General features: G+C 65.1%; 20 protein-coding genes and 1 pseudogene. 15 read left to right on the forward strand and 6 right to left on the reverse strand.

What is annotated here, in order from left to right; translation table 11 throughout:
- Window positions 1-5: 5 nt before the first annotated feature.
- Entirely contained in the window at window positions 6-749 is a 744-nt protein-coding gene (locus tag ACE10W_RS10575; RefSeq protein WP_011085532.1) for an SDR family NAD(P)-dependent oxidoreductase, read from the reverse strand.
- A gap of 138 nt (window positions 750-887) precedes the next feature.
- Here ACE10W_RS10575 and ACE10W_RS10580 point away from each other — a divergent pair, with 138 nt between their 5' ends.
- From ACE10W_RS10580 to ACE10W_RS10600, 5 genes and pseudogenes are all read left to right on the forward strand, one after another.
- Window positions 888-1,658: a methyltransferase domain-containing protein gene (locus ACE10W_RS10580; protein ID WP_161535947.1), complete on the forward strand. Its 771-nt coding sequence runs from the start codon at window positions 888-890 to the stop codon at window positions 1,656-1,658.
- A 310-nt stretch (window positions 1,659-1,968) separates the two neighbouring features.
- A complete protein-coding gene (locus ACE10W_RS10585; protein WP_028174751.1) occupies window positions 1,969-2,970 on the forward strand; it encodes a DctP family TRAP transporter solute-binding subunit in 1,002 nt (333 codons plus the stop codon).
- A gap of 335 nt (window positions 2,971-3,305) precedes the next feature.
- Window positions 3,306-3,524 (forward strand): annotated as a pseudogene (locus tag ACE10W_RS10590) (TRAP transporter small permease); the annotation flags it as partial.
- A 291-nt stretch (window positions 3,525-3,815) separates the two neighbouring features.
- Complete coding sequence (locus ACE10W_RS10595) at window positions 3,816-5,099, forward strand: TRAP transporter large permease (RefSeq protein WP_028174752.1); 1,284 nt, start codon at window positions 3,816-3,818, stop codon at window positions 5,097-5,099.
- 249 nt (window positions 5,100-5,348) lie between these two features.
- Complete coding sequence (locus ACE10W_RS10600; RefSeq protein ID WP_304551436.1) at window positions 5,349-7,277, forward strand: alkyl/aryl-sulfatase; 1,929 nt, start codon at window positions 5,349-5,351, stop codon at window positions 7,275-7,277.
- A gap of 200 nt (window positions 7,278-7,477) precedes the next feature.
- On the opposite strand, the gene ACE10W_RS10605 is transcribed toward ACE10W_RS10600, so the two are convergent.
- Window positions 7,478-8,548 (reverse strand): glycosyltransferase family 4 protein, encoded by a 1,071-nt coding sequence (locus tag ACE10W_RS10605; protein WP_028174754.1) that lies wholly within the window; start codon window positions 8,546-8,548, stop codon window positions 7,478-7,480.
- A 277-nt stretch (window positions 8,549-8,825) separates the two neighbouring features.
- Between ACE10W_RS10605 and ACE10W_RS10610 the strand changes: the two genes are divergently transcribed.
- Genes ACE10W_RS10610 through ACE10W_RS10625 form a run of 4 tightly spaced genes read left to right on the forward strand, consistent with a single transcriptional unit; the run spans window position 8,826 to window position 14,726 of the window.
- A complete protein-coding gene (locus ACE10W_RS10610) occupies window positions 8,826-10,589 on the forward strand; it encodes an ABC transporter ATP-binding protein (RefSeq protein WP_011085538.1) in 1,764 nt (587 codons plus the stop codon).
- Between the two features lie 57 nt (window positions 10,590-10,646).
- Window positions 10,647-12,851 (forward strand): amylo-alpha-1,6-glucosidase, encoded by a 2,205-nt coding sequence (locus tag ACE10W_RS10615; protein ID WP_161535944.1) that lies wholly within the window; start codon window positions 10,647-10,649, stop codon window positions 12,849-12,851.
- Window positions 12,852-12,873: 22 nt separating this feature from the next.
- Window positions 12,874-13,407 (forward strand): PRC-barrel domain-containing protein, encoded by a 534-nt coding sequence (locus ACE10W_RS10620; protein ID WP_161535943.1) that lies wholly within the window; start codon window positions 12,874-12,876, stop codon window positions 13,405-13,407.
- Between the two features lie 23 nt (window positions 13,408-13,430).
- Window positions 13,431-14,726, forward strand: a complete 1,296-nt coding sequence (locus ACE10W_RS10625) for an MFS transporter (RefSeq protein WP_038965827.1) — start codon at window positions 13,431-13,433, stop codon at window positions 14,724-14,726.
- Between the two features lie 63 nt (window positions 14,727-14,789).
- Here ACE10W_RS10625 and ACE10W_RS10630 read toward each other — a convergent pair whose 3' ends face one another.
- The 4 genes from ACE10W_RS10630 to fixL all read right to left on the reverse strand — a co-directional run bounded on the left by ACE10W_RS10630 (window position 14,790) and on the right by fixL (window position 18,190).
- Complete coding sequence (locus ACE10W_RS10630; protein ID WP_028174758.1) at window positions 14,790-15,488, reverse strand: helix-turn-helix domain-containing protein; 699 nt, start codon at window positions 15,486-15,488, stop codon at window positions 14,790-14,792.
- A gap of 103 nt (window positions 15,489-15,591) precedes the next feature.
- A complete protein-coding gene (locus ACE10W_RS10635; RefSeq protein ID WP_011085543.1) occupies window positions 15,592-16,008 on the reverse strand; it encodes a response regulator in 417 nt (138 codons plus the stop codon).
- Window positions 16,009-16,051: 43 nt separating this feature from the next.
- Window positions 16,052-16,669, reverse strand: coding sequence for a response regulator FixJ (gene fixJ / locus ACE10W_RS10640; protein WP_060910994.1), 618 nt, complete (start codon window positions 16,667-16,669; stop codon window positions 16,052-16,054).
- Between the two features lie 3 nt (window positions 16,670-16,672).
- Window positions 16,673-18,190, reverse strand: a complete 1,518-nt coding sequence (gene fixL / locus ACE10W_RS10645; RefSeq protein ID WP_028174759.1) for a sensor protein FixL — start codon at window positions 18,188-18,190, stop codon at window positions 16,673-16,675.
- A 207-nt stretch (window positions 18,191-18,397) separates the two neighbouring features.
- Here fixL and ACE10W_RS10650 point away from each other — a divergent pair, with 207 nt between their 5' ends.
- From ACE10W_RS10650 to ccoP, 6 genes are all read left to right on the forward strand, one after another.
- Window positions 18,398-19,231, forward strand: a complete 834-nt coding sequence (locus tag ACE10W_RS10650) for a universal stress protein (protein ID WP_304551437.1) — start codon at window positions 18,398-18,400, stop codon at window positions 19,229-19,231.
- Window positions 19,232-19,269: 38 nt separating this feature from the next.
- A complete protein-coding gene (locus tag ACE10W_RS10655; protein ID WP_011085547.1) occupies window positions 19,270-19,695 on the forward strand; it encodes an HPP family protein in 426 nt (141 codons plus the stop codon).
- Between the two features lie 209 nt (window positions 19,696-19,904).
- Window positions 19,905-21,554 (forward strand): cytochrome-c oxidase, cbb3-type subunit I, encoded by a 1,650-nt coding sequence (gene ccoN / locus ACE10W_RS10660; RefSeq protein ID WP_011085548.1) that lies wholly within the window; start codon window positions 19,905-19,907, stop codon window positions 21,552-21,554.
- A gap of 12 nt (window positions 21,555-21,566) precedes the next feature.
- A complete protein-coding gene (ccoO, locus tag ACE10W_RS10665; protein ID WP_011085549.1) occupies window positions 21,567-22,301 on the forward strand; it encodes a cytochrome-c oxidase, cbb3-type subunit II in 735 nt (244 codons plus the stop codon).
- A gap of 13 nt (window positions 22,302-22,314) precedes the next feature.
- Complete coding sequence (locus tag ACE10W_RS10670) at window positions 22,315-22,479, forward strand: CcoQ/FixQ family Cbb3-type cytochrome c oxidase assembly chaperone (RefSeq protein WP_015687703.1); 165 nt, start codon at window positions 22,315-22,317, stop codon at window positions 22,477-22,479.
- A 6-nt stretch (window positions 22,480-22,485) separates the two neighbouring features.
- Window positions 22,486-23,358 (forward strand): cytochrome-c oxidase, cbb3-type subunit III, encoded by an 873-nt coding sequence (ccoP, locus tag ACE10W_RS10675; protein WP_028174762.1) that lies wholly within the window; start codon window positions 22,486-22,488, stop codon window positions 23,356-23,358.
- The last annotated feature ends 48 nt before the right edge of the window (window positions 23,359-23,406 follow it).

The following is a 23,406-nucleotide window of genomic DNA, read 5'->3' on the forward strand; positions in this document are numbered from 1 at the left end:
CCATCCTAGAACTGATACCGCCGCAGCCCCCCATCCACCGGGATCACCGTCCCCGTGATGTACCGCGCCACCGGCGAGGCCAGGAACACCGCGAGTGCCGCGAGATCCTCCGGTTCGCCCCAATAGCCGACCGGGATCTCTTCTTCCGCAAAACGCTCGCGATAGTCCGGCGGATAGTTGCGACGGATCTGCTCGCTCATGATGCGGCCGGGCGGGATGCAGTTGATGGTGATGCCGTGCTCGCCGATCTCGCGCGACAGGCCCTTGGCCCAGGCGTGCACGGCGGCCTTCGCGGCAAAGGCCGCGTTCAGGCCTTCCGGCTCGGACTTGCCGGTGATGTTGACGATGCGGCCCCATTTGCGTTCGATCATCTGCGGCAACAGCGCATGCGCGATGCGGCGGTAGCTGGTGAAGTTCAGCGCGATCGCCTCATCCCATTTGCTGTCGGGCGCATCGACGGGCAGGGGCCGGCTGCCGCCGGCATTGTTGACGAGGATGTCGACATGGCCGAGCTCGCTCACGGCGAAGGCTGCGATCTTCTCCGCGGCGTCCTTGGCCATCACGTCCTGCTCGAACGGCGTGATCAGTCCGCCGCCGACTTCGCTCACCAGCTCGGCAAGGAGATCGGTCCGCCGCGCCACGCCGACGACGCGCACGCCTTCGGCCGCCAGGCCCTTGGCGATGGCGCGGCCGATGCCGATGCTCGCGCCGGTGACGACAGCGGTTTTCGATTTGAGCCCGAGGTCCATGGTCGCACGCTCTCTTGTTTGCTTTTGCTTGTTGCCGTTTCCTGCCCATCCCTGCCAGGACGAATTGCCTGACCGGGACGAGCAGTGGTAACCAAGAGCCACGTTGAAGGAAACACGAAAAACAAAAGGCGTCGAACGATGGTCTGGGATCCGCAGCAATATCTGAAGTTCTCCGGCCACCGGCTCCGGCCCGCTGTCGACCTCCTGATGCGGATTCCGGATTTCGCGCCGCGCGAGATCGCCGATCTCGGCGCAGGCGCGGGCAACGTCACCAAGCTGATCCGGGAGCGCTGGCCGGATGCGACCGTGACCGGCGTCGAGGGCTCGGCGGAGATGGTTGCCGCCGGCCGCAAGGCGGCGCCGGACGTGCAATGGTCCCATGAAGACCTCGGCCGATGGCGTCCCGCCAAGCCATATGACCTGATCTATTCCAATGCCGCACTGCACTGGCTGCCCAATCATGCGGCACTGTTTCCCTCGCTGATGGAGAAGGTCGTGCCCGGCGGCATGCTGGCGGTGCAGATGCCGCGCAACTTTCTGGCGCCTTCACACGTGCTGATCGGCGAGACCGCGCTGAACGGACCGTGGCGCTCAAAGGTCGAGCATCTCGTCACCCCGCCGCCGGTCGAGGGGCCGGCCTTCTATCATGATCTTCTTGCGCCGATGTCCGTCAATATCGACATCTGGGAGACCGAATATCTTCAGGTGCTCGAAGGCGAGAACCCCGTGAAGGAATGGACCAAGGGGACCTGGCTGACGCGCTATCTCGACGTGCTCGCGGGCGACGAGAAGGCTGCCTTTGAGGCGGCCTATGGGATGCGGGTTGCGAAGGCGTATCCGAAGAATGCGGCGGGGCAGACGCTGTTCCCGTTCCGGCGTCTGTTCATGGTCGCCCAGCGCAAGGGCTGAGGGCATTGCCGCAATGCGACATAAGCGTTCGTCGTGTCTTGCGGCGTGACATCAGACCTTCATGGTGAGGAGCCCGCCAAAGCGGGCGTCTCGCACCATGCAGGCCGAGCACCTTCGGTAAGCCTCGGATCTCATATGCGGTAGCCCGGGAGAGGGGCCAGCCCCGGGTTGCGCGCTCAGTGGCAGACAAGCTAGCTTGGCTGCGGGAAAATTGGGCTTAGGTCTAGTTGTTCGGCTGGCGGATTGCTGCCACTACTGGCCTGCAAAACAAAAAGAACCCGGTTTCCTAGGGGTATTGGGGAGGTCCTTCATGCGCAAACTGCTTCTTGCGGTCGCAGCGGCCACGTTTGCTTTGGCTCCGGCGATTGCCCAGGCCCAGAGTCCCATTGTCATCAAGTTCAGCCATGTCGTCGCCAACGACACCCCGAAGGGCAAGGGTGCGCTGAAGTTCAAGGAGCTCGCCGAGAAGTACACCGACGGCAAGGTCAAGATCGAGGTCTATCCGAACTCCTCGCTCTACAAGGACAAGGAGGAGATCGAGGCGCTCCAGCTCGGTTCGGTGCAGATGCTCGCGCCCTCGACCGCGAAATTCGCGCCGCTCGGGATCAAGGAATTCGAGGCACTCGACCTGCCCTGGCTGTTCAAGGACGACGAGACCTATGCCAATGCGATGAAGGGCACGGTCGGCAAGTGGCTGTTCCAGAAGCTGGAGGCCAAGGGCATCACCGGCCTCGCCTATTGGGACAACGGCTTCCACATGGTGTCGTCGAATCGGTCGCTGATGAAGCCGGAGGATTTCAAGGGCCTGAAATTCCGCATCTCCGGATCGAAGATCGCGGACCAGTACTTCCGCCTGATGGGTTCGATCCCGCAGATCATGGCGTTCTCCGAGGTCTACCAGGCGCTGCAGACCGGCGTGGTCGACGGCTGCGAGAATACCGCGTCCAACTACTGGACGCAGAAGTTCTACGAGGTACAGAAGGACATCACCGTGTCCTATCATGCCCATCTGCAATATGCGGTCATCGTCAACTCCAAATTCTGGTCCGGCTTGCCGCCCGACATTCGCGCCCAGCTCGAGAAGGCGATGAACGAGGCGACCGACTACACCAATTCGATCGCGCGCCAGGAGAACGAGGACGCGCTCGCCGAGATCAAGAAGGCGGGCAAGACTACGCTGCATTATCTCACTGACGCCGATCGCAAGGCGTGGCAGGAAGCGATGCAGCCGACTTACAAATGGGCCAAGGGGCGGGTCGGGCAGGAAGTGCTCGATCTCGTCGCCAAGGAACTCGACGTCAAGATGAACTGACGCGATTTCCGGAGAAATAATACAAACGGTCGGGAGTGTGTGCACTCCCGGCCGTTTCGCATCGGTAGGGGGACCTTGATTTGCTTCGCGTGCTCAATCAGGCGCTTAATCATCTCGAAGAATGGTTGATCGCGACGCTCATTGCGGCCGCAACCGGCCTGATCTTCATCGCGGTCATGCACCGCTATGGCGCGGGCGAGTCGATCGTCCTGTCGCGCTGGGCGACCGCGCACGGGATGACCTGGCTCGCGACGCTGTCGATGACGGTGTTCACCTTCCTGTCCGAGCTCGACCTGTCATGGGCGCAGGAACTCTGCATCTACATGTTCATCTGGATGGCGAAGTTCGGCGCGGCCTATGGCGTGCGCACCGGCATCCATGTCGGCGTCGACCTGCTCGTCAACCGCCTTCCCGAACATTCGCGCAAGCACGTGATCCTGTTCGCGCTGCTCTGCGGCGCGCTGTTCACCGGCATGATCGCCGCCTTCGGCGCCTCCTTCGTGAAGGAGATGTTCCACACCGGGCAGCAGTCCAACGATCTGGAAGCGCCGATGTGGTTCGTCTATCTGGCGATCCCGCTCGGCTCCGGCCTGATGTGCTTCCGCTTCCTCCAGGTCTCATGGTTCTACTACTGGACCGGCGAGCTGCCGCACCACGACGAGACTCATGTCGAAGGCGTGGAGGCCGACGTCTCGCCCGCGCTGCATCCGCAGCCCGCCGGCGCCGAGACCAAAGCCGCCGCGCGAAAAGTGTCACCGCTCGGCGTCATCCTGATCCTGGCGCCGATCCTGATCTTCGCCATGTGCCTCGCCGAGAAGTTCGGCGTGGTGCTGCTGCCGCACTGGATGCGGGCCGCGACCGTCTTCGCGCTGCTGATCGCGCTGATGCTGACCGGCATCCCGGTCTCGATCGCGCTCGGCCTCACCGTGATGACGTTCCTGTTCACGCTGACCACGGTGCCGATCGAGGCGGTCTCGATGAAGCTCTTCACGGGCATCGAGGGCTTCGAGATCATGGCGATCCCGTTCTTCATCCTCGCCGGCAATTTCCTCACCCATGGCGGCGTCGCGCGCCGCATGATCAATTTCGCGACCTCGCTGATCGGCCACTGGCACGGCGGTCTCGGCCTTGCCGGCATCGTCGCCTGCGCGATGTTCGCGCTGGTCTGCGGCTCGAGCGTCGCGACCGTCGCCGCGATCGGCGCGATCGTGCTGCCCGAGATGGTCCGCCACGGCTATCCCATGCATTTCGGCGCCGGCATCATCACGGTCGCGGGTTCGCTCGGCATCCTGATGCTGCCGTCGATCCCGAAGATCGTCTACGCGGTCTCCACCAATACCTCGATCGGCGCGCTGTTCGTCGCGGGCCTCTTGCCCGGCATCATGCTGACGACGATGCTCTGTATCGTCACCTGGTGGCTCGCGCGCAAGCGCGACTATCCGCGGATGCCGAAGGCGAGCTGGGGCGAGACCGTCCGCACCTTCCGCGAGAGCATCTGGGGATTGATGCTGGTCGTCATCATCATCGGCGGCATCTACAGCGGCCTGTTCACCGCCACCGAGGCGGCGGCGATGGCCGCGGTCTACTCCTTCGTCATCGCGGTGTTCGTGTACAAGGCCATCGGGCTGAAGGACGTGCCGCGAGTGCTGCTCCGCGCCGCCAACACCAGCGCGATGCTGCTCTACATCGTCACCAACGCGGTGCTGTTCTCCTTCGTGCTCTCCAACGAGAACCTGCCGGCGACACTTGCCGACTGGATCGCCGCGCAGAACCTCGGCTGGGTCGGCTTCCTGCTGGTGGTCAACGTGCTGCTGCTGCTCGCCGGCAACTTCATGGAGCCGAACTCCATCATCCTGATCATGGCGCCGATCCTGGCGCCGGCGGCCAAGAAGCTCGGCATCGACCTCGTGCATTTCGGCATCGTGATGGACGTCAACATGGAGGTCGGCCTTTGCCATCCGCCTGTCGGCCTCAACCTCTATGTCGCCTCGATGATCGCGCGAATGCGAATAACCGAGCTCGCGGTCGCGGTGCTGCCGTGGCTGATCACCATGCTCGGCTTCCTCGTCATCGTGACCTACTGGCCCGATTTGACGCTGTGGCTGCCGCGGGTGCTGGGGATGCATTAGCGAGGGCGGCGAATTCGGTCCCTCTCCCCCTGTGGGAGAGGGCGGCTTCGCGAAGCGAAGCCGGGTGAGGGGGGTTCTCACCGCGAGTCCCCATCACAAGTGAGTTTGCGGAGACAACCCCTCATCCGGCGCTTCGCGCCACCTTCTCCCACAAGGGAGAAGAGAAGGACGCCTGTGCGGCCTCCGCCAATGATGGCAATCACCCGCGAGATGCGGTTAGATGCGCGCAACAGGCCGGAGGAAACCAAAATGACTGAACTCAGCCGCTCGCCCAAGGACGCGACGCCGTCCGTCATCGCGCAGCAAACGGCGATGCTGAATGCGCTGCCGTTTTCCGACACGCGGGATTTCGACGATGCCGCGCGCGGCTTTCTCGGCACGATCGAGAATGCGGCGATCACCAACCCGCAGGGGCGGACGGTCTGGAGCCTCGAGCCCTACGGCTTTCTCTCGGCCGAGGAAGCGCCGCCCACGGTCAATCCCAGCCTGTGGCGGCAGTCGCGCCTCAACATGCGGCATGGGCTGTTCGAGGTGGTGCCCGGCGTCTACCAGGTGCGCGGGCTCGACATCGCCAACATGACGCTGATCGAGGGCGACAGCGGCGTCATCGTCGTGGACACGCTGACCTCGATCGAAGGCGCGCGCGCCGCGCTCGATCTCTACTTCAGGCATCGCGGCATGAAGCCGGTGGCCGCCGTCATCTTCACCCATACCCACACCGACCATTGGGGCGGCGCACGCGGCGTGCTGGAGGAGGATGCGCTGGCTACCGGTGCCGTGCCGATCATCGCGCCGAACCTGTTCATGGAGCACGCCGTCTCCGAGAACATCATCGCGGGGCCAGCAATGCTGCGCCGGGCGCAATATCAGTTCGGCCCGTTCCTCGCCAAGGGCGTGCGTGGGCAGGTCGATTGCGGGCTCGGCAAGTCGATGGCGGCGGGTTCGGTCGCGCTGCTGCGCCCGACCGATCTGATCATGGCGACCGGCGAAAGGCGCGTGATCGACGGCGTCGAATTCGAATTCCAGATGGCGCCGAACAGCGAGGCGCCGGCGGAGATGCACTTCTTCATTCCGCGCTACAAGCTGTTGAACCTCGCGGAAAACTGCACCCACAATTTCCACAATCTGCTGCCGTTCCGCGGCGCCGACGTGCGCGATGCGCTGGCCTGGTCGAAATACCTGGGCGAGGCCCTGAGGCTGTGGGACGGCAAGGCGGAGGCGATGTGCGGCCAGCATCACTGGCCGGTGTGGGGCCGCGAGCGCATCGGCATCATGATCCGGCAGCAGCGCGATCTCTACAAGTACGCGCATGACCAGACCATCCGCTTGATGAACCATGGCCTGACCGCCGCCGAGATCGCCGAAACGATCCAGCTGCCGAAGAGCCTGGAGGGCGCCTGGCACGGCCGTGGCTATTACGGCCACATTCGCCACAATGTGAAGGCGATCTACCAGAAATATCTCGGCTGGTACGACGCCAATCCGGTCAATCTCGATCCGCTGCCGCCGGTCGCCTCGGGCAAGAAATATGTCGAGTACATGGGCGGCGCCGACGCGATTCTCGCGCGCGCTCGGACGGACTTCGACAAGGGCGAATTCCGCTTCGTCGCGCAGGCGCTCGGCCATCTCGTCTTCGCCGAGCCTGACAACGCGGCGGCACGCAGCCTGCTGGCTGATACGCTGGAGCAGCTCGGCTACGCCGCCGAGAGCGCGACCTGGCGCAACGCCTATCTGTTCGGCGCCCAGGAGTTGCGCCAGGGCATGCCGAAGGCCCCACCGCGCCCGCCGATGCCGCGCGAGACGCTGGCGGCGCTGCGCACCGAGCAGCTCTGGGACGTGCTCGGTATCCGCCTCAACGGCCCGAAGGCGGAAGGCAAGCACATCGTGCTGAACTGGCGCTTCTCCGACACCGGCGAGACCTTCGCGCTCAACCTGGAAAACTGCGCGCTCACCTATAGCGAGGGCGTGCAGGCGGAAAACGCCGACGCGAGCTTCACGCTGGCGCGCGCGACGCTCGACGAGGTGATCGCGAAGCTGACGAGCTTTCCGGAGGCGGTCGCCGCCGGCAAGGTCCAGCTCGCCGGCAACCCGATGCGGCTCGCCGAGCTGATGGGCCTGATGGACGAGTTTCCACGCATGTTCGAGATCGTGGAGCCGAAGCGGGCGGTGGTGGGGTAGGCGAGTGCGCCGTTGATTCCGTTCTTCCCTTCTCCCCTTGTGGGAGAAGGTGGCGCGAAGCGCCGGATGAGGGGTCTCTTTCCGCGGGAATGCCTTCGGGTGTGGAGGCAACCCCTCACCCAAACGAGTTTGAGGCTTGGCTGTCGCAGCCCTCTCCCACAAGGGGAGAGGGCACTTCGACTGGCAGCGGCGTAGAAGTGCTACTCCGCGCTGCTCACCAGCTTGATCTTCGGTGCCTGCGCTTCCGTCAGGCTGCGATAGGCCGCGAGATAGTCCAGCGCCATTCGCCGCGCCGTGAAGCGCTTTTCGAACTGCTTGCGGATCGCCGCGCGGTCCAGTTGCGGAAGGCGCTTGACGACGCCGGCGGCGCTGATGATGTCCTCGACGACGAAGCCGGTCAGGCCCTCGTCGATGATCTCCGGCACCGAGCCGCGGTTGAAGGCGACGACCGGCGTTCCGCAGGCCATGGCTTCGATCATCACGAGGCCGAACGGCTCGGGCCAGTCGATCGGCAGCAGAAGTCCGAGCGCACCGCTCAAGAATTCCGACTTCTCGTGATCGCTGATCTCGCCGATGAACTCCACCAGCGGATTGTTCGCGATCATCGGCCGGATCAGCTCGTCGTAATAATCCTGGTCGGCGCGATCGACCTTGGCCGCGATCTTCAGCGGGATGCCGCAATGGGTCGCGATCTTGATGGCGCGGTCGACGCCCTTTTCCGGCGCGATGCGGCCGAGCACGGCGAGATATTCCTGCCTGGCCGGCTTCGGCGTCAGCAAGTTCTCCGGCAGGCCGTGATGGATCGTCGTCACCCAGTTCGCCTGCGGCACCGGCCGCCGCTGGGCATTCGAGATCGAGATCACCGGCATCTTGGAGAAGATGTTGAACACCGGCTGATGCTCCGGCAGGTCGAGCCGGCCGTGCAGCGTGGTCAGGAACGGTGTGGGCTGCCGGTGGAACAGCGACCAAGGATAATAGTCGAGATGGAAGTGGAGGAAGTCGAACTCCTCGTCGTCACATTTCTGCCGCACGCGCTCAAGCAGCACCATGTGCAGTGCGTTGGGGTCGCGCACGGAACCGTCGAGGCGAAGCGCCCGCGGCCAGAGGGCGTCCAGCTTCGCCGACGTCTGCGAGTCGCCGCTGGCGAACAGCGTCACGTCATGTCCCAGGGCCACCAGCTCTTCCGTCAACCAATGCACCACCCGCTCGGTGCCGCCATACAGCTTGGGTGGAACAGCCTCCGTCAACGGAGCTACCTGCGCGATGCGCATCTCGCCTTCTCCTCTGCGATCATGAACGTTGGAAACCCCCAACCTGTACGGCACCGGCCATGCCAGCGAAGGGAACGTTCCCGCACTTGCGAAGTTCCTCTCAACAAACGTTACATATTCGACACATCGCGCGCCTGTCTCGATGCTGCCATCTCCTCTTCGCAGATCGTCCGCATCCGCATGTCGTGATCGCCTGGCCCGGAACCCGGGCGAAGCGGTCGATGTTCAGTCGGCTGGTACAAAAAAACTCTAATCAACACGACGGGGCGATAGCCATATGGATCATCTTTCTGGATACGCGCGCAGGCCATTTGCCTTTGTCTTGCGCTATCTTCGGCGACGGCTTGCCTCGCACCTGGTGATCCTGACCGCTGTTGTCGCAGCCGTTGCCTGCTCGGTAGGCACGCAGTATGGCGTCAAATCCCTGGTCGACAGCCTGTCGGCGGGAACCGCGCATGGCGGCAGCGTATGGCTGGCATTCATTCTGCTCATGTCGCTGATCGCCGCCGACAACTTCCTGTGGCGGATCGCGAGCTGGACGGCGAGCTTTACGTTCGTTCGCGTCACCGGCGATCTGCGCCGGGACATCTTTCGCCATCTGACCGGACACGCGCCGAGCTACTTCTCCGATCGTATGCCTGGCATGCTGACCAGCCGTATCACGGCAACATCGAACGCGGTGTTCACGGTCGAGAACATGTTCGTCTGGAACGTGCTGCCGCCGTGCATTGCCACAATTGCGGCAATCATGCTGATTGGAACCGTCAGTCCTTACATGGCGCTCGGCCTGATCGTGGTCGCGGGCGGCATGGTGATTGCGATGTTCCATCTGGCCGCGGCCGGCAAGCCGCTGCATGACGACTTTGCCGACAAGGCCGCCGTCGTCGACGGCGAGATGATCGACGTCATCAGCAACATGCCGCTGGTCCGGGCCTTCTGCGGCATCAGCCACGAGCACGAGCGGTTCGACGCGACCGTGAACCGGGAACTCACCGCGCGCGGCCGCAGCCTGCGCTATCTGGAGAAGCTGCGGCTCACGCATGCCGGCGTGACCGTCGTGCTCACCATTGCGCTGATGGCCTGGGCGATCACGCTCTGGCAGGACGGTGAGGCGACGACCGGCGACGTCGTGCTGGTCTGCACCCTCGGCCTGTCCATTCTCAACGCGACGCGCGACCTCGCCGTGGCGCTGGTCGACGTGACCCAGCATGTCGCGCGCCTGACCGAGGCGATCGCGACGCTGCTGGTGCCGCACGACTTGCGCGATCACCCCGAGGCCGAGCCGCTGGTCAAGAGCGGCGCCGCGATCGCGTTCAACAACGTCACCTTCGGCTATCCCGGCGGCGAGAAGATTTTCGAGCGGTTCAGCCTGCGGCTCCAGCCCGGCCAGCGCGTCGGCCTGGTCGGCCAGTCCGGCGGCGGCAAGTCGACGCTGTTCACGCTGCTGCAGCGCTTCTACGACGTGGACGAAGGCAGCGTCACCGTCGACGGCCAGGACATCGCGATGGTGACCCAGCTCAGCCTGCGTGAAGCGATCTCCGTCGTGCCGCAGGACATTTCCCTGTTCCACCGCTCCATTCGCGAGAACATCCGCTACGGCCGGCCGAACGCGACCGACGACGAGGTGCTGCGCGCGGCGATCGCGGCGCGCTGCGATTTCATCGATAGCCTGCCGGAAGGTCTCGACACCATGGTTGGCGACCGCGGCGTCAAGATGTCCGGCGGTCAGCGCCAGCGCATCGCGATCGCACGGGCCTTCCTGAAGGACGCGCCGATCCTGCTGCTGGACGAGGCCACCGCGGCGCTCGACAGCGAATCCGAGGAGGCGATCCGCGAGGCGCTGACGCGCCTGATGCGCGGCCGCACCGTGATCGCGATCGCGCACCGCCTCGCGACCCTGCGCAATTTCGACCGCGTGATCGTATTGAAGGGTGGTAAGATCATCGAGGACGGCTCGCCCGAGCGTCTGATGCAGGGCCATGGGCCCTATCGGGAGCTGGTGACGCAGGAAATGAGCCGGCTCGCGCAAGCCGCCGCGTAAACCCGATAGTCGCGTTCGCGTTGGTTGCGTTTCCAAACAGGCGCAGGGGAGCAGCTCATGGCAGCCGAAGTCGTCACCAAGTTCGTCTCTGTGGCGCGGACCGTGGAGCAGGTCGCGGAGCAGCCGTTCTATATCCCGATGACGGGGCCGTCGGCGCGGCCGCGGCGCTCGCTCAAGCACGACGACACCTTCATCGTGCTCGACAGCCATGGCGATATCGGTGCATCGGCCGGCGGGCCGGACGGCCTGTTTCACCATGACACGCGCTACCTCGCGCGGCTGGAGCTCGTGCTCGACGATCTCCAGCCCCTGCTGCTCGGCTCCAACCTGCGCGACGACAATTCGGCGCTGACCGTCGATCTGACCAACCCCGACATCTACCGTCAGGGCAGCCTCGCGCTGCAAAAGGACCTGCTGCACATCGTGCGCACGATCTTCCTGTGGCGCGGCACCGCCTATCAGCGCATCGGCGTGCAGAACCACGGCGACCGGCCGGCCGGCTTCGAGCTGACGCTGCTGTTCGACAATGATTTTGCCGATCTGTTTGAGGTCCGCGGCGAGCGGCGCCCGCGCCGCGGGACCGGCGCCAGCCGCCTGCTCGGGCCGACCGACGTCCTGTTCGAATATCGCGGCCTCGACGATGCCGAGCGCACCACCGGCCTGCATTTCGACCCGCGTCCGACGCGGCTGTCCGTCAACGCCGCCACCTGGCAGCTCGAGCTCGATCCGCATCAGTCGAAATCGCTGTTCGTGGCTGTGTCCTGCAACCGGCCGGTGGCGGAGAAGCCGACGCGCTTCTTCAGGGGTCTGCTGGCCCACCGCCGCGAGATGCGCCACTCGACCATGGGCGCGGCCAGCATCGAGACCTCCAACAACATCTTCAACGAGGTGCTGTGCCAGGCCATGGCCGACCTCAACATGCTGATGACGGAGACGCCGCAGGGCCGTTATCCCTATGCCGGCATTCCCTGGTACTCGACGACCTTCGGCCGCGACGGCCTGATCACGGCGCTCCAGATGCTCTGGGTGGACCCGCGGGTCGCCAAGGGCGTGCTGCGGCGGCTGGCGCATTTCCAGGCGAAGGCGATCGATCCGCTCGCCGATGCCGCGCCCGGAAAGATCCTGCACGAGATGCGCGGCGGCGAAATGGCGGCGCTGCGCGAGGTGCCGTTCTCGCAATATTACGGCAGCGTGGATTCGACCGCCTTGTTCGTGCTGCTCGCCGGAAGCTATTTCGAGCGCACCGGCGACGCGGCGACGTTGATCGAGCTGTGGCCCGCGATCGAGGCGGGGCTGGCGTGGATCGACGGTCCCGGCGATCCCGATCAGGACGGGTTCGTCGAATACCAGCGCGCGACCGAGAAGGGGCTGGCCAACCAGGGCTGGAAGGATTCCTACGATGCGATCTTCCATGCCGACGGCCGGCTCGCGGAGGGCAATATCGCCCTCGCCGAAGTCCAGGGCTACGTCTACGCGGCCAAGCAGCTTGCCGCGCGTTGCGCGCTGCGGCTCGGCAAGCCGGACCGCGTGCGCAAGCTCGAGGCCGAGGCCAAGGCGCTGGCCGCGCGCTTCGAGCAGGCATTCTGGTGCGAGGAGCTCGGCACCTACGCGCTTGCCCTCGACGGCGACAAACGGCCCTGCAAGGTGCGGACCTCGAATGCCGGGCAGATCCTGTTCAGCGGCATGATCCGCGAGGACCGCGCCCGTCTCGTCGCCGCCGACCTGATGCAGCCGCATTTCTTCTCGGGCTGGGGCATCCGCACGGTCGCGCAGGGCGAGGTGCGCTACAATCCGATGTCCTATCATGACGGCTCGATCTGGCCGCACGACAACGCGCTGATTGCGCTCGGGCTCGCGCGCTACGGGCTCAAGCATTCGGTGGCGCATGTCTTCAAGGGGCTGTTCGACGCCGCGACCTACATGGATCTGCGCCGGCTGCCCGAATTGTTCTGCGGCTTCCGGCGCGAGAAGCGGCGCGGCCCGACGCTCTATCCGGTCGCCTGCGCGCCGCAAGCCTGGGCCAGCGCGACGCCGTTCACGCTGCTGGAGGCGGCGCTGGGCATCGAGTTCGACGTGGCGCGCGGCGAGATCCGCCTGCGCAATCCGCATCTGCCGGCGTTTCTGAACGAGGTCATCGTGCGCGATCTGCGTCTGGGCGAGTCCAGCGTGGACCTGCGCGTCAGCCGCCACGGCGAAGACGTGGCGCTGGAGGTATTGCGCACGCGCGGACAGATCCAGGTGTCGATCGTGCTGGCGCGCTGACGGCGCGCCGCGAGGAGGGTTCATGCGTACCGCCGGATGGTTGGCCTTGAGCGTCGCGATCGTCGCGGGATGGACGGTCACGGTATCGCGCGCCGCGGAGGAACAGCCCGTGGCGCCAAGTACACCGCGAAGCGAAGCGAACGCGCCGGCGACGGCCCAGCCGCCGGCCTCGGCGGTGCAAGTCACGCCGAAGGATGCCGCGCCGCCGCCGTCGGTGACCATCATCGGCGCGAGCGATGCGCACGGCGTGCTCGGCCGCGACGTGCTCAGCGCCGCGAACGAGGACATGGGCCGCATCGTCGACGTCATCGTCGATCGGAGCGGGCACGTGCGTGCCGCCGTGATCGATTTCGGCGGCTTCCTCGGCGTCGGCAGCCGCAAGATCGTGGTGGACTGGAACGCGATGCGGTTCGGCAAGATCGCCAACAAGAAGGACAGCATCACGCTGGAATTGACCAAGGCGCAGGTTGCGGCCGCGCCGGAATACAAGGAAGACACGCCGATGGTGGTGCTCGGCGCATCCGGGAGCCTGCAACCGCTGCAAGCGATTCAGTGAGGCGCGGGGAGGGATGGCCGCCGGTGCTGTTGTCGAGAAAGCCGAACCAAGCAGCCGAGGATCGCGCTCGCGGCGTTGAACAGGACAACGTTGCAGCGCCGTCGGCCGCAGGTCTTCCGGCACCGTCGCGCCGGAGCCTGCGCGGCCTCGACTGGTTCATCTTCTTCCTCGCCGACGTGCAGACCGGCTTCGGCCCCTTCATCGCGGTCTATCTGACGACGGAGAAATGGACGCAGGGCCAGATCGGCCTCGTGCTGTCGATTGGCGGCATCGTCGCCCTGATCGGGCAGATGCCGGGCGGGGCGATCATCGACGCGGCAAAATCCGAGCGGCTGGTCGCCGCCCTTGCCATCGCGACCATCGGCGGCTGCGCGCTCGCCTATGCCGCCATGCCGATCTTCCCCGTGGTCGTGACCGCCGCGACGCTGCATGCGGCGGCGAGCTGCGTGCTGGGCCCGGCGATCGCCGCGATCAGCCTCGGCCTCGTCGGTCCGCTCGCGATCGGCGAGCGGCTCGGCCGCAACGCGCGGTTTGCCTCCCTCGGCAATGGCGTTGCCGCCGCCGTGATGGGCACGGCCGGCTATCTGCTGTCGAGCCGCTCGGTCTTCCTGGTCACGTTCCTGCTCGCGATCCCCACCCTCATCGCGCTGTCGCGCATCCGCGAGGAGGAGGTCGACATCGCGCGCTGCCACGGCGAGATGCCGCGCGAGGCGCAGGATCGCGGCGACACCAATGTCTGGCATCTGATCCGGCAGCGGCCGCTGATCGTCTTCGCGCTCAGTGTGCTGTTGTTGCAGCTCGCAAACGCCGCGATGATGCCGCTGATGGCGAGCGCGGTGACGGCGCGGTCGAGCCAGTGGGCGACGGTGCTGGTCGCCTTTTGCATCGTCGTCCCGCAGGCGATCGTCGCGCTGTTGTCGCCGACCGTCGGGCGCAAGGCGCAAGCGTGGGGCCGCAGGCCGCTGCTGCTGATCGGATTCGGCGCGCTGGTGATCCGCGGCCTGCTGTTCGCGACCGTGCGCGATCCATATCTGCTGGTCGCGGTGCAGGTGTTCGACGGCATCACCGCGGCGGTGTTCGCGGTGATGATTCCGCTGATCGTCGCCGACGTCGCCTTCGGCAGCGGTCACTTCAATCTGGCGCAGGGCATCGTCGGCACCGCGACCGGGATCGGTGCGTCGCTGAGCACGGCGCTCGGCGGTTATGTCAGCGACAAGTTCGGCAACGCCACCGCCTTCATCGGCCTGTCCGGCGTTGCCGCGACAGGGCTCCTTTTGATCCTCCTCGTGATGCCGGAGACCCGGCGCACCACGCTCTGAACCGCAAAAGAAATGGCCGGCCGAAACGGGTTCGGCCGGCCAAGTGGGTGGGGAGGAAGACGATCAGGCGTCGAGATTGTGCAGGCGCTGGCGGTTGCGCAGCACGATCTGGCGGGCGCCGGAGAAGCCGAGAATGCCCTGGGTGTGAAGCTGCGACAGCGCGCGCGACACGGTTTCGAGGGTGAGGCCGAGATAGTCGCCGATATCGCGGCGGCACATCGGCAGCGCCATCATGCCGGCAACGGCGAGACGGCGGTCCATTTCGAGCAGGAAGGTCGCGACGCGCTCCATCGCGGTCTTGCGGCCGAGCAGCAGCATGTGGTCCTCGGCGTGGCGCAGCTCGCCGGCGGTCATCGCCCAGAGCTTGCGGGCAACCTGCACGTCGATGCCGGCGGCCTTCTCGAGGCTGGAGCGCTTCACGAGCCGCACGCTGGTGTCGATGATGGCTTCGGCGGCAAGGCGGTGGCTGGGGCCGGATTCGAGGCCGAACACGTCGCCGGGAAGATGGAAGGCGCCGATCTGGCGGCGGCCGTCGGAGAGAAGCTTGTAGCTGCGCACGGCGCCGGTGACGACCTGGTAGACATATTCGGCCGGCTCGTCCTCGCCATAGATCTCCTCGTCCTTGCGGTAGGAGAACTCGGTGGCGACGAGGCCAACATGGCCCGTGATCGCACCGAACTGGTCGGACACCTGATGGGGCGGGGCAATCTTGCCACCGATTTGGGTGTTGATCACCTGGGTCTTGAGTGTCTGGGTCAGCATCTGCGCCATCTCCGTTGTGATGACGCATTGGTACGCGGTATCGGGAGGTTCGAAAATTTCGAGCGATATCTTAAGGGGGGTGCCTTACGTAGAACCCCGTAGGTCACGCCCGAGGCCGGTCCTGGATGGCGCGGCGGATACGCTTGAGCAGGTTTTCGTCGAGAAGCGGCTTCAAAACCACGTCTTTTACGCCGGCCGCGGCGGCCCGGGTCGAGATGTTTTCGTCCGGATAGCCGGTGATCAGGATCACGGGCGTTTCGCCGTCCGATTTACGCAGGCGGCTGGCGAGCTCGATTCCATTGATGTCGGGCATCTTGTAGTCGATCACGTAGCAGTCGGCCCCGGGCGCGCCGCCGGCATTCAGCAGCGCCGTGCCGCTCCTGAAGGTCCGCACGGCAAAGCCGTCGGTTTCCAGCAGGAACCGCAGGGATCCCAGGACTGCGGCGTCATCATCGACCACAAAGACGGTGGGTTTTGTGGAGGACGGCAGCCGCTCGTGATGTGAACTGACCTCGATCATGCTGCATGGCTAGCACAGCATCCGGCAAGGGCCTTGACTTGGCTCAATCGTTGAGCATGCCGGCGCGCATCGCGAGGCGAACCAGCTCCGAAAGGCTGTTGGCCTGCATCTTGGTCATGACGTTGGCCCGATACACCTCGATGGTGCGCGGGCTGATGTCGTACTCGCGGGCGATCAGCTTGTTGGAAAGGCCGGCGATCAGCCCTTCCATGACCTGGCGCTCCCTGGGGCTCAAGGAGGCGACGCGGGCGGCGATATCCTGCGCGACGGCCTCGCTCTTGGCGGCCGGCTCGGCCTGGCGGATCGCCGTTTCGATCATGGCGGTGAGGCGGTCGTCCTCGAACGGCTTTTCCAGGAAGTCGACCGCCCCTAACTTCATCGCCTCGACCGCGAGCGGCACGTCGCCGTGGCCGGTCATGATCAGGATCGGAAAGGGGCTTTGCTGCGCCTTCATCCGCTTCAACAGCTCGATGCCGTCAAGGCCCGGCATGCGCACGTCGGAGACGACGCAGCCGAAGGAGAGACCCGGCAGGGCGTCGAGAAAGGCTTGCGCGTCGTCAAACAGCGTGACGCCGAAGCCGGCAGAATCCAGCAGGAAATTCAGCGAATCCCGCATCGCCGCGTCGTCGTCGATGACGTAGATATGTCCCTTGGTCGTCATGCATCAATTCTCGTCGGCTGCCGGGAGGGTGAAGCGGAAGGTCGCCCCGCCCGATGCGTTGCTCTCGGCCCACATGCGCCCGCCGTGAGCTTCGATGATCGAGCGGCTGATGGACAGTCCCACGCCCATGCCGGTGTCCTTGGTGGTGAAGAAAGTCTGAAACAGGTTCGGAATGACGTCGTCCTGGAAACCGCTGCCGGTGTCGGACACTTCGACCTCGATCATGTCGTCGGCGGCGGGGGTGTTGGTGACGACGAGCTCGCGTCGCTGCGACTGAGCCATCGCTTCCAGCGCGTTGCGGAACAGGTTGACCAGGACCTGCTGGATCTGCACCCGGTCGGCGAGAACGAGATCGGCGCCCGGATCGAGACTGAAGCGGAGCTGCACGTTCTGCTCGCGCGCGCCGGCAAGCCCGAGCGCGCCGGCCTCCTCGATCAGCTTGGAGAGACTCTCGACCCGCTTCTCCGATTCGCCGCGGGCAACGAAGTCGCGCAGGCGCCGGATGATCTGGCCGGCGCGCAGCGCCTGCTCGGCGGCGCGGTCCAGGGCGCTTTCGACCTTCGGTGTGTTCGGATCACTGCTGCCGGCAAGCAGCCGCCGCGAGCCCTTCATGTAGTTGCTGATCGCCGCCAGCGGCTGGTTGAGCTCGTGCGCGAGCGCGGACGCCATTTCGCCCATGGCGCTCAGCCTGGAGACGTGGACGAGCTCGGATTGCAGTTCCTGGAGACGCGCCTGGGTCTGCTGGTGCTCGGTGAGATCGCGGACGAAACCGGTAAAATAGGGCTCGCCGCCGGACTGCATCTCGCCGATCGACAGGTGCATCGGGAAGGTGGTGCCGTCGCGGCGCTTGCCGGTCACGATGCGCCCGATGCCGATGATGTGGGGATCGCTCGTGGTGCGGTAACGCGAAATGTAGCTGTCATGCCGGGAGCGGTCGGGCTCCGGCATCAGGATGTTGACGTTCTGGCCGATCGCCTCGAGCTCGGACCAGCCGAACAGGCGCTCGGCGGCGGTGCTGAACAGCTGGATGATGCCGTGGCCGTCGATGACGATCATGGCGTCGGGAATTGTGTGGAGGATCGAGCGGAGGTGGTTCTCGCGGGTACGGAGCGCACCCTCGACCTGCTTCTCCTCGTCGATATCGAGAAAGATGCCGCTGAGATGGCGGGCGGTGCCGGCTTCGTCCCGAATGAGTCCGGCCCGGGCGCGAATCCACTGTCCTGCGTTGGAGGTGCCGGCGACCCTGAAGGACACGTCGAAGCCGCCACCGCGTTCGGAGACGCGCTTGATCGCGCTCTCCACGCGCTCGCGGTCGTCGGGCTCGAGGCGTGACAGGAAGAGGTCGTAGCTCGCCGGCTGGTCCTGCCCGATTCCGAGCAGGGTCCGCGCGGTATCCGACCAGTCCAGCGCCCAGGTCTTGAGGTCGAGATCCCAGGTGCCGACGCCGAATCCCTCGATCCTGACCCGGAAATGCTCGCCCCGGCCGTCATCCGGCGGATGCGTTACGCGGGTCGGCGCCAAGGTGTCACTCCCATTCTCGTGCCACGGGCCCAGGTGCCGCAACCACGGCGGTAATTTCGCTCAAGCCCGGGCCGGAGGCAAGTTCGGATGTTTGATTCCATTGGCGTAATGCCGGTGGTCCCGGGTGGGCGACGGTTTGATCTATCTCATCCTGCCTCGCGCCGGCACAGCTAGATTTCATAGCAGTTCATTGCCCGGAGAATTCTAATGACATACGCGACCGTGATGGTCAGCTTGGCGCTCGACCAGTCCAACGAGGCGCGTCTTCAGGTCGCGGGCGAGCTCGCCGAGCGATTCGAGGCCGCCATCGTCGGGGTTGCCGCGGCGCAGTTCGCCCCGCCGCTCTATTTCACCGACGGCGCCGCCGCCCAGGGACTGATCGACGAGGGCGAAGCGTCCGTCAGGCGACGGCTGGCGGCTCTGGAGGCGCAATTCCGCGCGGCCACCAGGAATCGCGGCGGGCATGCCGAGTGGCGCAGCGCCATGGATTTTCCGGCGCGATTCGCCCTGGCGCAGGCGCGCTGCGCCGACATCGTCGTCAGCGGCGGGCAGAGCCCGGCCTTCTCCGACGCTTTCGCGCTCGCAAGCCCCAAGGATCTGGTGATGCAGGCCGGCCGCCCGCTTCTCGTCGTCCCCGATGGGGCCAACTGGCTCGACCTGCGCAGCGTGCTGGTGGCCTGGAAGGATACGCCGGAGGCACGGCGGGCGGTGGCGGACGCGCTGCCGATGCTGCGCAAGGCGAGGGACGTGACCATCGCAGCAATTCCGGAGCGCGACGACGACCGCTCGGCCGTGTTGGCCGGCGTCACCGACGTTGCCGCCTGGCTCGCCCGCCACGGCGTCACCGCGACCGCGCGCGTCTCGGAGGCTGCGGGAGACGAACCCGCCGCCGCGCAACTGGAGCAAGTCGCCGGCGACGTCGGAGCCGGCCTGATCGTGGCGGGCGCCTATGGACATTCGCGGTTTCGCGAGCTGATCCTGGGAGGCGTCACCCAGTATCTGGTCACTCAATCCGCCCGTAGCGTGCTGCTGTCGCACTGACGGCCGTTCGGCCAAAAGCTATTCGAGGAGGACGCGCCGTGTACAGATTTCTTGAGCAGACCGTCGACGGCTACATGACGCGCAACGTCAAGACGGTGCAACGTGACATCGACATGCTCGAGCTCAGCGAGATGTTCGAGCGCGACGATTTCAATTCCTATCCGGTCGAGGACGACGGACAGGTGGTCGGCATCGTCACCAAGTTCGACATCCTGAAATGCTTCGCCTTCACGCCGAGCCAGATGCTGCCGCGCTATCATGACCTGATGAGCCGCAAGATCGGCGACGTCATGACGCCGGAGTTCATCTATGTCAGCCCCGACACGCGGCTGACGCGCGTGCTCCAGATCATGGTCGAGCACCGCATCAGGAGCATCATCGTGCTCGACGGCGCGCAGAAGCTCGTCGGCATCATCGCCCGCGAGGACGTCATCGCGGCGCTCAAGGCGACCGCGCGCGACTGACGGGGCCTCCAGTTCCCGCGATTTCAAACTCCGTGATTTCACGGAAGCGATCGGTCGCCGCGCGCGCGGCGCCGGCCGCAGGCGATTGATATGGCTCTCTGATCCGCGAAAGCCTCACATTAACAGAAATCCACCTATCTTGATTTCAATCAATTCCCCGCGAGGGTGAATGTGGTTTCTGGCGCTGTGTTCTTTCAGAGAGAATCCGCATGAGCCAGCCCTCCATCTCCAAATCCATGACCATCGGTGAAAGCGGCCTGGCTGTCGTGTTCGCAGCCACCGCCTTCCTCTGCGTGATCGCCGCGGCCAAGGCGCTCGACGCGCCCTTCGCCTTCCACGCCGCGCTCAGCGCGGCGGCGAGCGTGGCGGCGGTGTTCTGCATCGTCAACCGCTACTTCGAGCGCCCGGCGGCGCTGCCGCCGGCGGAGATCAACGGCCGTCCCAACTACAACATGGGGCCGATCAAGTTCTCCTCCTTCATGGCGATGTTCTGGGGCATTGCCGGCTTCCTCGTCGGCCTCATCATCGCCTCGCAGCTGGCCTGGCCCGCGCTGAACTTCGATCTGCCCTGGATCAGTTTCGGCCGCCTGCGTCCGCTGCACACCTCCGCCGTGATCTTCGCCTTCGGCGGCAACGTGCTGATCGCGACATCCTTCTACGTCGTGCAGAAGTCCTGCCGCGTGCGCCTTGCCGGCGATCTCGCGCCCTGGTTCGTCGTGGTCGGCTACAACTTCTTCATCCTGGTCGCAGGCACCGGCTATCTGCTCGGCGTCACCCAGTCGAAGGAATATGCCGAGCCGGAATGGTATGCCGATCTCTGGCTGACCATCGTCTGGGTGGTCTATCTGCTCGTCTTCCTCGCCACCATCATCAAGCGCAAGGAACCGCACATCTTCGTCGCGAACTGGTTCTATCTGGCCTTCATCGTGACGATCGCGGTGCTGCATCTCGGCAACAACCCCGCGCTTCCCGTCTCGGCGTTCGGCTCGAAGTCCTACGTCGCCTGGGGCGGCATCCAGGATGCGATGTTCCAGTGGTGGTACGGCCATAACGCGGTCGGCTTCTTCCTGACCGCCGGCTTCCTCGCCATCATGTACTACTTCATCCCCAAGCGCGCCGAGCGGCCGATCTACTCCTATCGCCTGTCGATCATCCACTTCTGGGCGCTGATCTTCCTCTACATCTGGGCAGGTCCGCACCATCTGCACTACACGGCGCTGCCCGACTGGACGCAGACGCTCGGCATGACCTTCTCGATCATGCTGTGGATGCCCTCCTGGGGCGGCATGATCAACGGCCTGATGACGCTGTCGGGCGCCTGGGACAAGCTGCGCACCGATCCCGTGCTGCGCATGCTCGTGGTCTCCGTCGCCTTCTACGGCATGTCGACCTTCGAAGGCCCGATGATGTCGATCAAGGTGGTCAACTCGCTCAGCCACTACACCGACTGGACCATCGGCCACGTCCACTCCGGCGCGCTCGGCTGGGTCGGCTTCGTCTCCTTCGGCGCGCTGTACTGCCTGGTGCCGTGGGCCTGGAATCGCAAGGGCCTCTACAGCCTGAAGCTCGTCAACTGGCACTTCTGGGTCGCGACCCTCGGCATCGTTCTCTACATCTCGGCGATGTGGGTGTCCGGCATCCTCCAGGGCCTGATGTGGCGCGCCTACACCTCGCTCGGCTTCCTCGAATACTCCTTCATCGAGACCGTCGAGGCGATGCATCCCTTCTACATCATCCGTGCTGCCGGCGGCGGGCTGTTCCTGATCGGCGCGCTGATCATGGCCTACAATCTCTGGATGACCGTTCGCGTCGGCGAGGCGGAAGTCCAGATGCCCGTCGCTCTTCAGCCGGCGGAATGAGGAGCTAAAGCAATGTCGTTCTGGACACGCCACCAAGTCTTCGAAAAGAACTCGATCATCCTGATCGTCGGCATCCTCTTGGTGATCGCGATCGGCGGCCTCGTCGAGATCACTCCGTTGTTCTACCTCAAGAGCACGATCGAGAAGGTCGATGGAGTGAGGCCCTATACGCCGCTGGAGCTCGCCGGCCGCAACGTCTACGTCCGCGAAGGCTGCTATCTCTGCCATTCGCAGATGATCCGGCCGCTGCGCGACGAAGTCGAGCGCTACGGCCACTTCTCGCTGGCCGCCGAGAGCATGTTCGACCATCCGTTCCAGTGGGGCTCCAAGCGCACCGGTCCGGACCTCGCCCGCGTCGGCGCCAAGTACTCCGACGACTGGCACGTCACCCATCTGACCAACCCGCGTGCGATCGTGCCGCAGTCGGTGATGCCGGGATATCCGTTCCTCAGCGCAACCGAAGTCGATCCGGACACCATCGCCGACCACATGCGTACGCTGAGGACCGTCGGCGTGCCCTACACGGACGACCAGATCGCCAACGCGAGCGCCGATCTGAAGGCCCAGGCCGATCCGGACAATGCCGGCGCCGACGCCTTCAACAAGCGCTACGCCAAGGCCGTGGTGCGCAACTTCGACGGCAAGACCGGCACGCCGACCGAGATGGACGCGCTGATCGCGTATCTGCAGATGCTCGGCACGCTGGTCGACTTCAAGATCTACAACGAGAAAGCCAATCTTCGCTGAGAAGGCATCAACGATGAAAGCCATCCTGACCCTCGACAATCTCGCGTCCGGTCTCGTGACCACGATCTGGACGCCGGTGTTCGTCGCGATCTTTCTCGCGATCATCGCCTACGCATTTTGGCCCCGTAACAAGGCTGCGTTCGACGAAGCAGCACACCTGCCGTTGCGGGAGGAGTGAGAGACCATGACCGATCATAGCGAATTCGATTCTGTTTCCGGCAAGACGACGACCGGACATGAGTGGGACGGCATCAAGGAGCTCAACACGCCGCTGCCGCGCTGGTGGGTGATCTGCTTCTACCTCACCATCGTCTGGGCGATCGGCTACTGGATCGTGTATCCGGCCTGGCCGCTGATCTCCAGCAACACCACGGGCTTGTTCGGCTACTCCTCGCGCGCCGACGTCGCGGTCGAGCTCGCCAATCTCGAGAAGATCAGGGGCGACAAGATGGCGGCGCTCGGCGCGGCCTCGCTCGCCGACATCGAGAAGGACCCGGCCCTGCTGGCGCTTGCGCGCGCCAAGGGCAAGACCGTGTTCGGCGACAATTGCGCGCCGTGCCACGGCTCCGGCGGCGCCGGCGCCAAGGGCTTCCCGAACCTGAACGACGACGACTGGCTGTGGGGCGGCACGCTCGACCAGATCATGCAGACCATCCAGTTCGGCGCGCGTTCCGGTCATGCCAAGACGCACGAGGGCCAGATGCTCGCCTTCGGCAAGGACGGCGTGCTGAAGGGTGACGAGATCGTCACGGTCGCCAATTACGTGCGGTCGCTGTCGGGGCTGCCGACCCGCAAGGGTTACGACGCCGCCAAGGGCGAGAAGATCTTCGTCGAGAATTGCGTCGCCTGCCACGGCGACGGCGGCAAGGGCAACCAGGAAATGGGCGCACCGAACCTGACCGACAAGATCTGGCTCTATGGCTCGGACGAGGCTGCCCTGATCGAGACCATCAGCCAGGGCCGCGCCGGCGTCATGCCGGCCTGGGAAGGGCGGCTGGATCCCTCCACCATCAAGGCGATGGCGGTCTACGTCCACTCGCTGGGCGGTGGAAAATAGCAGATCCGCGGCAAACGGGGGCGAACAAAAGTGCCCCCGTTTGAGCTG

This window comes from Bradyrhizobium sp. B025 (genome assembly GCF_042257955.1).
GTDB classification, from domain to species: Bacteria; Pseudomonadota; Alphaproteobacteria; order Rhizobiales; family Xanthobacteraceae; genus Bradyrhizobium; species Bradyrhizobium diazoefficiens.

Excerpts from the sequence above, each read along its gene's own strand:
- ACE10W_RS10575 (WP_011085532.1), bottom strand. The coding sequence starts at position 749 with ATGGACCTCGGGCTCAAATCGAAAACCGCTGTCGTCACCGGCGCGAGC.
- ACE10W_RS10580 (WP_161535947.1), top strand. The coding sequence starts at position 888 with ATGGTCTGGGATCCGCAGCAATATCTGAAGTTCTCCGGCCACCGGCTC.
- ACE10W_RS10585 (WP_028174751.1), top strand. The coding sequence starts at position 1,969 with ATGCGCAAACTGCTTCTTGCGGTCGCAGCGGCCACGTTTGCTTTGGCT.
- ACE10W_RS10595 (WP_028174752.1), top strand. The coding sequence starts at position 3,816 with ATGCGGGCCGCGACCGTCTTCGCGCTGCTGATCGCGCTGATGCTGACC.
- ACE10W_RS10600 (WP_304551436.1), top strand. The coding sequence starts at position 5,349 with ATGACTGAACTCAGCCGCTCGCCCAAGGACGCGACGCCGTCCGTCATC.
- ACE10W_RS10605 (WP_028174754.1), bottom strand. The coding sequence starts at position 8,548 with ATGCGCATCGCGCAGGTAGCTCCGTTGACGGAGGCTGTTCCACCCAAG.
- ACE10W_RS10610 (WP_011085538.1), top strand. The coding sequence starts at position 8,826 with ATGGATCATCTTTCTGGATACGCGCGCAGGCCATTTGCCTTTGTCTTG.
- ACE10W_RS10615 (WP_161535944.1), top strand. The coding sequence starts at position 10,647 with ATGGCAGCCGAAGTCGTCACCAAGTTCGTCTCTGTGGCGCGGACCGTG.
- ACE10W_RS10620 (WP_161535943.1), top strand. The coding sequence starts at position 12,874 with ATGCGTACCGCCGGATGGTTGGCCTTGAGCGTCGCGATCGTCGCGGGA.
- ACE10W_RS10630 (WP_028174758.1), bottom strand. The coding sequence starts at position 15,488 with ATGCTGACCCAGACACTCAAGACCCAGGTGATCAACACCCAAATCGGT.
- ACE10W_RS10635 (WP_011085543.1), bottom strand. The coding sequence starts at position 16,008 with ATGATCGAGGTCAGTTCACATCACGAGCGGCTGCCGTCCTCCACAAAA.
- fixJ (WP_060910994.1), bottom strand. The coding sequence starts at position 16,669 with ATGACGACCAAGGGACATATCTACGTCATCGACGACGACGCGGCGATG.
- ACE10W_RS10650 (WP_304551437.1), top strand. The coding sequence starts at position 18,398 with ATGACATACGCGACCGTGATGGTCAGCTTGGCGCTCGACCAGTCCAAC.
- ccoN (WP_011085548.1), top strand. The coding sequence starts at position 19,905 with ATGAGCCAGCCCTCCATCTCCAAATCCATGACCATCGGTGAAAGCGGC.
- ccoO (WP_011085549.1), top strand. The coding sequence starts at position 21,567 with ATGTCGTTCTGGACACGCCACCAAGTCTTCGAAAAGAACTCGATCATC.
- ACE10W_RS10670 (WP_015687703.1), top strand. The coding sequence starts at position 22,315 with ATGAAAGCCATCCTGACCCTCGACAATCTCGCGTCCGGTCTCGTGACC.
- ccoP (WP_028174762.1), top strand. The coding sequence starts at position 22,486 with ATGACCGATCATAGCGAATTCGATTCTGTTTCCGGCAAGACGACGACC.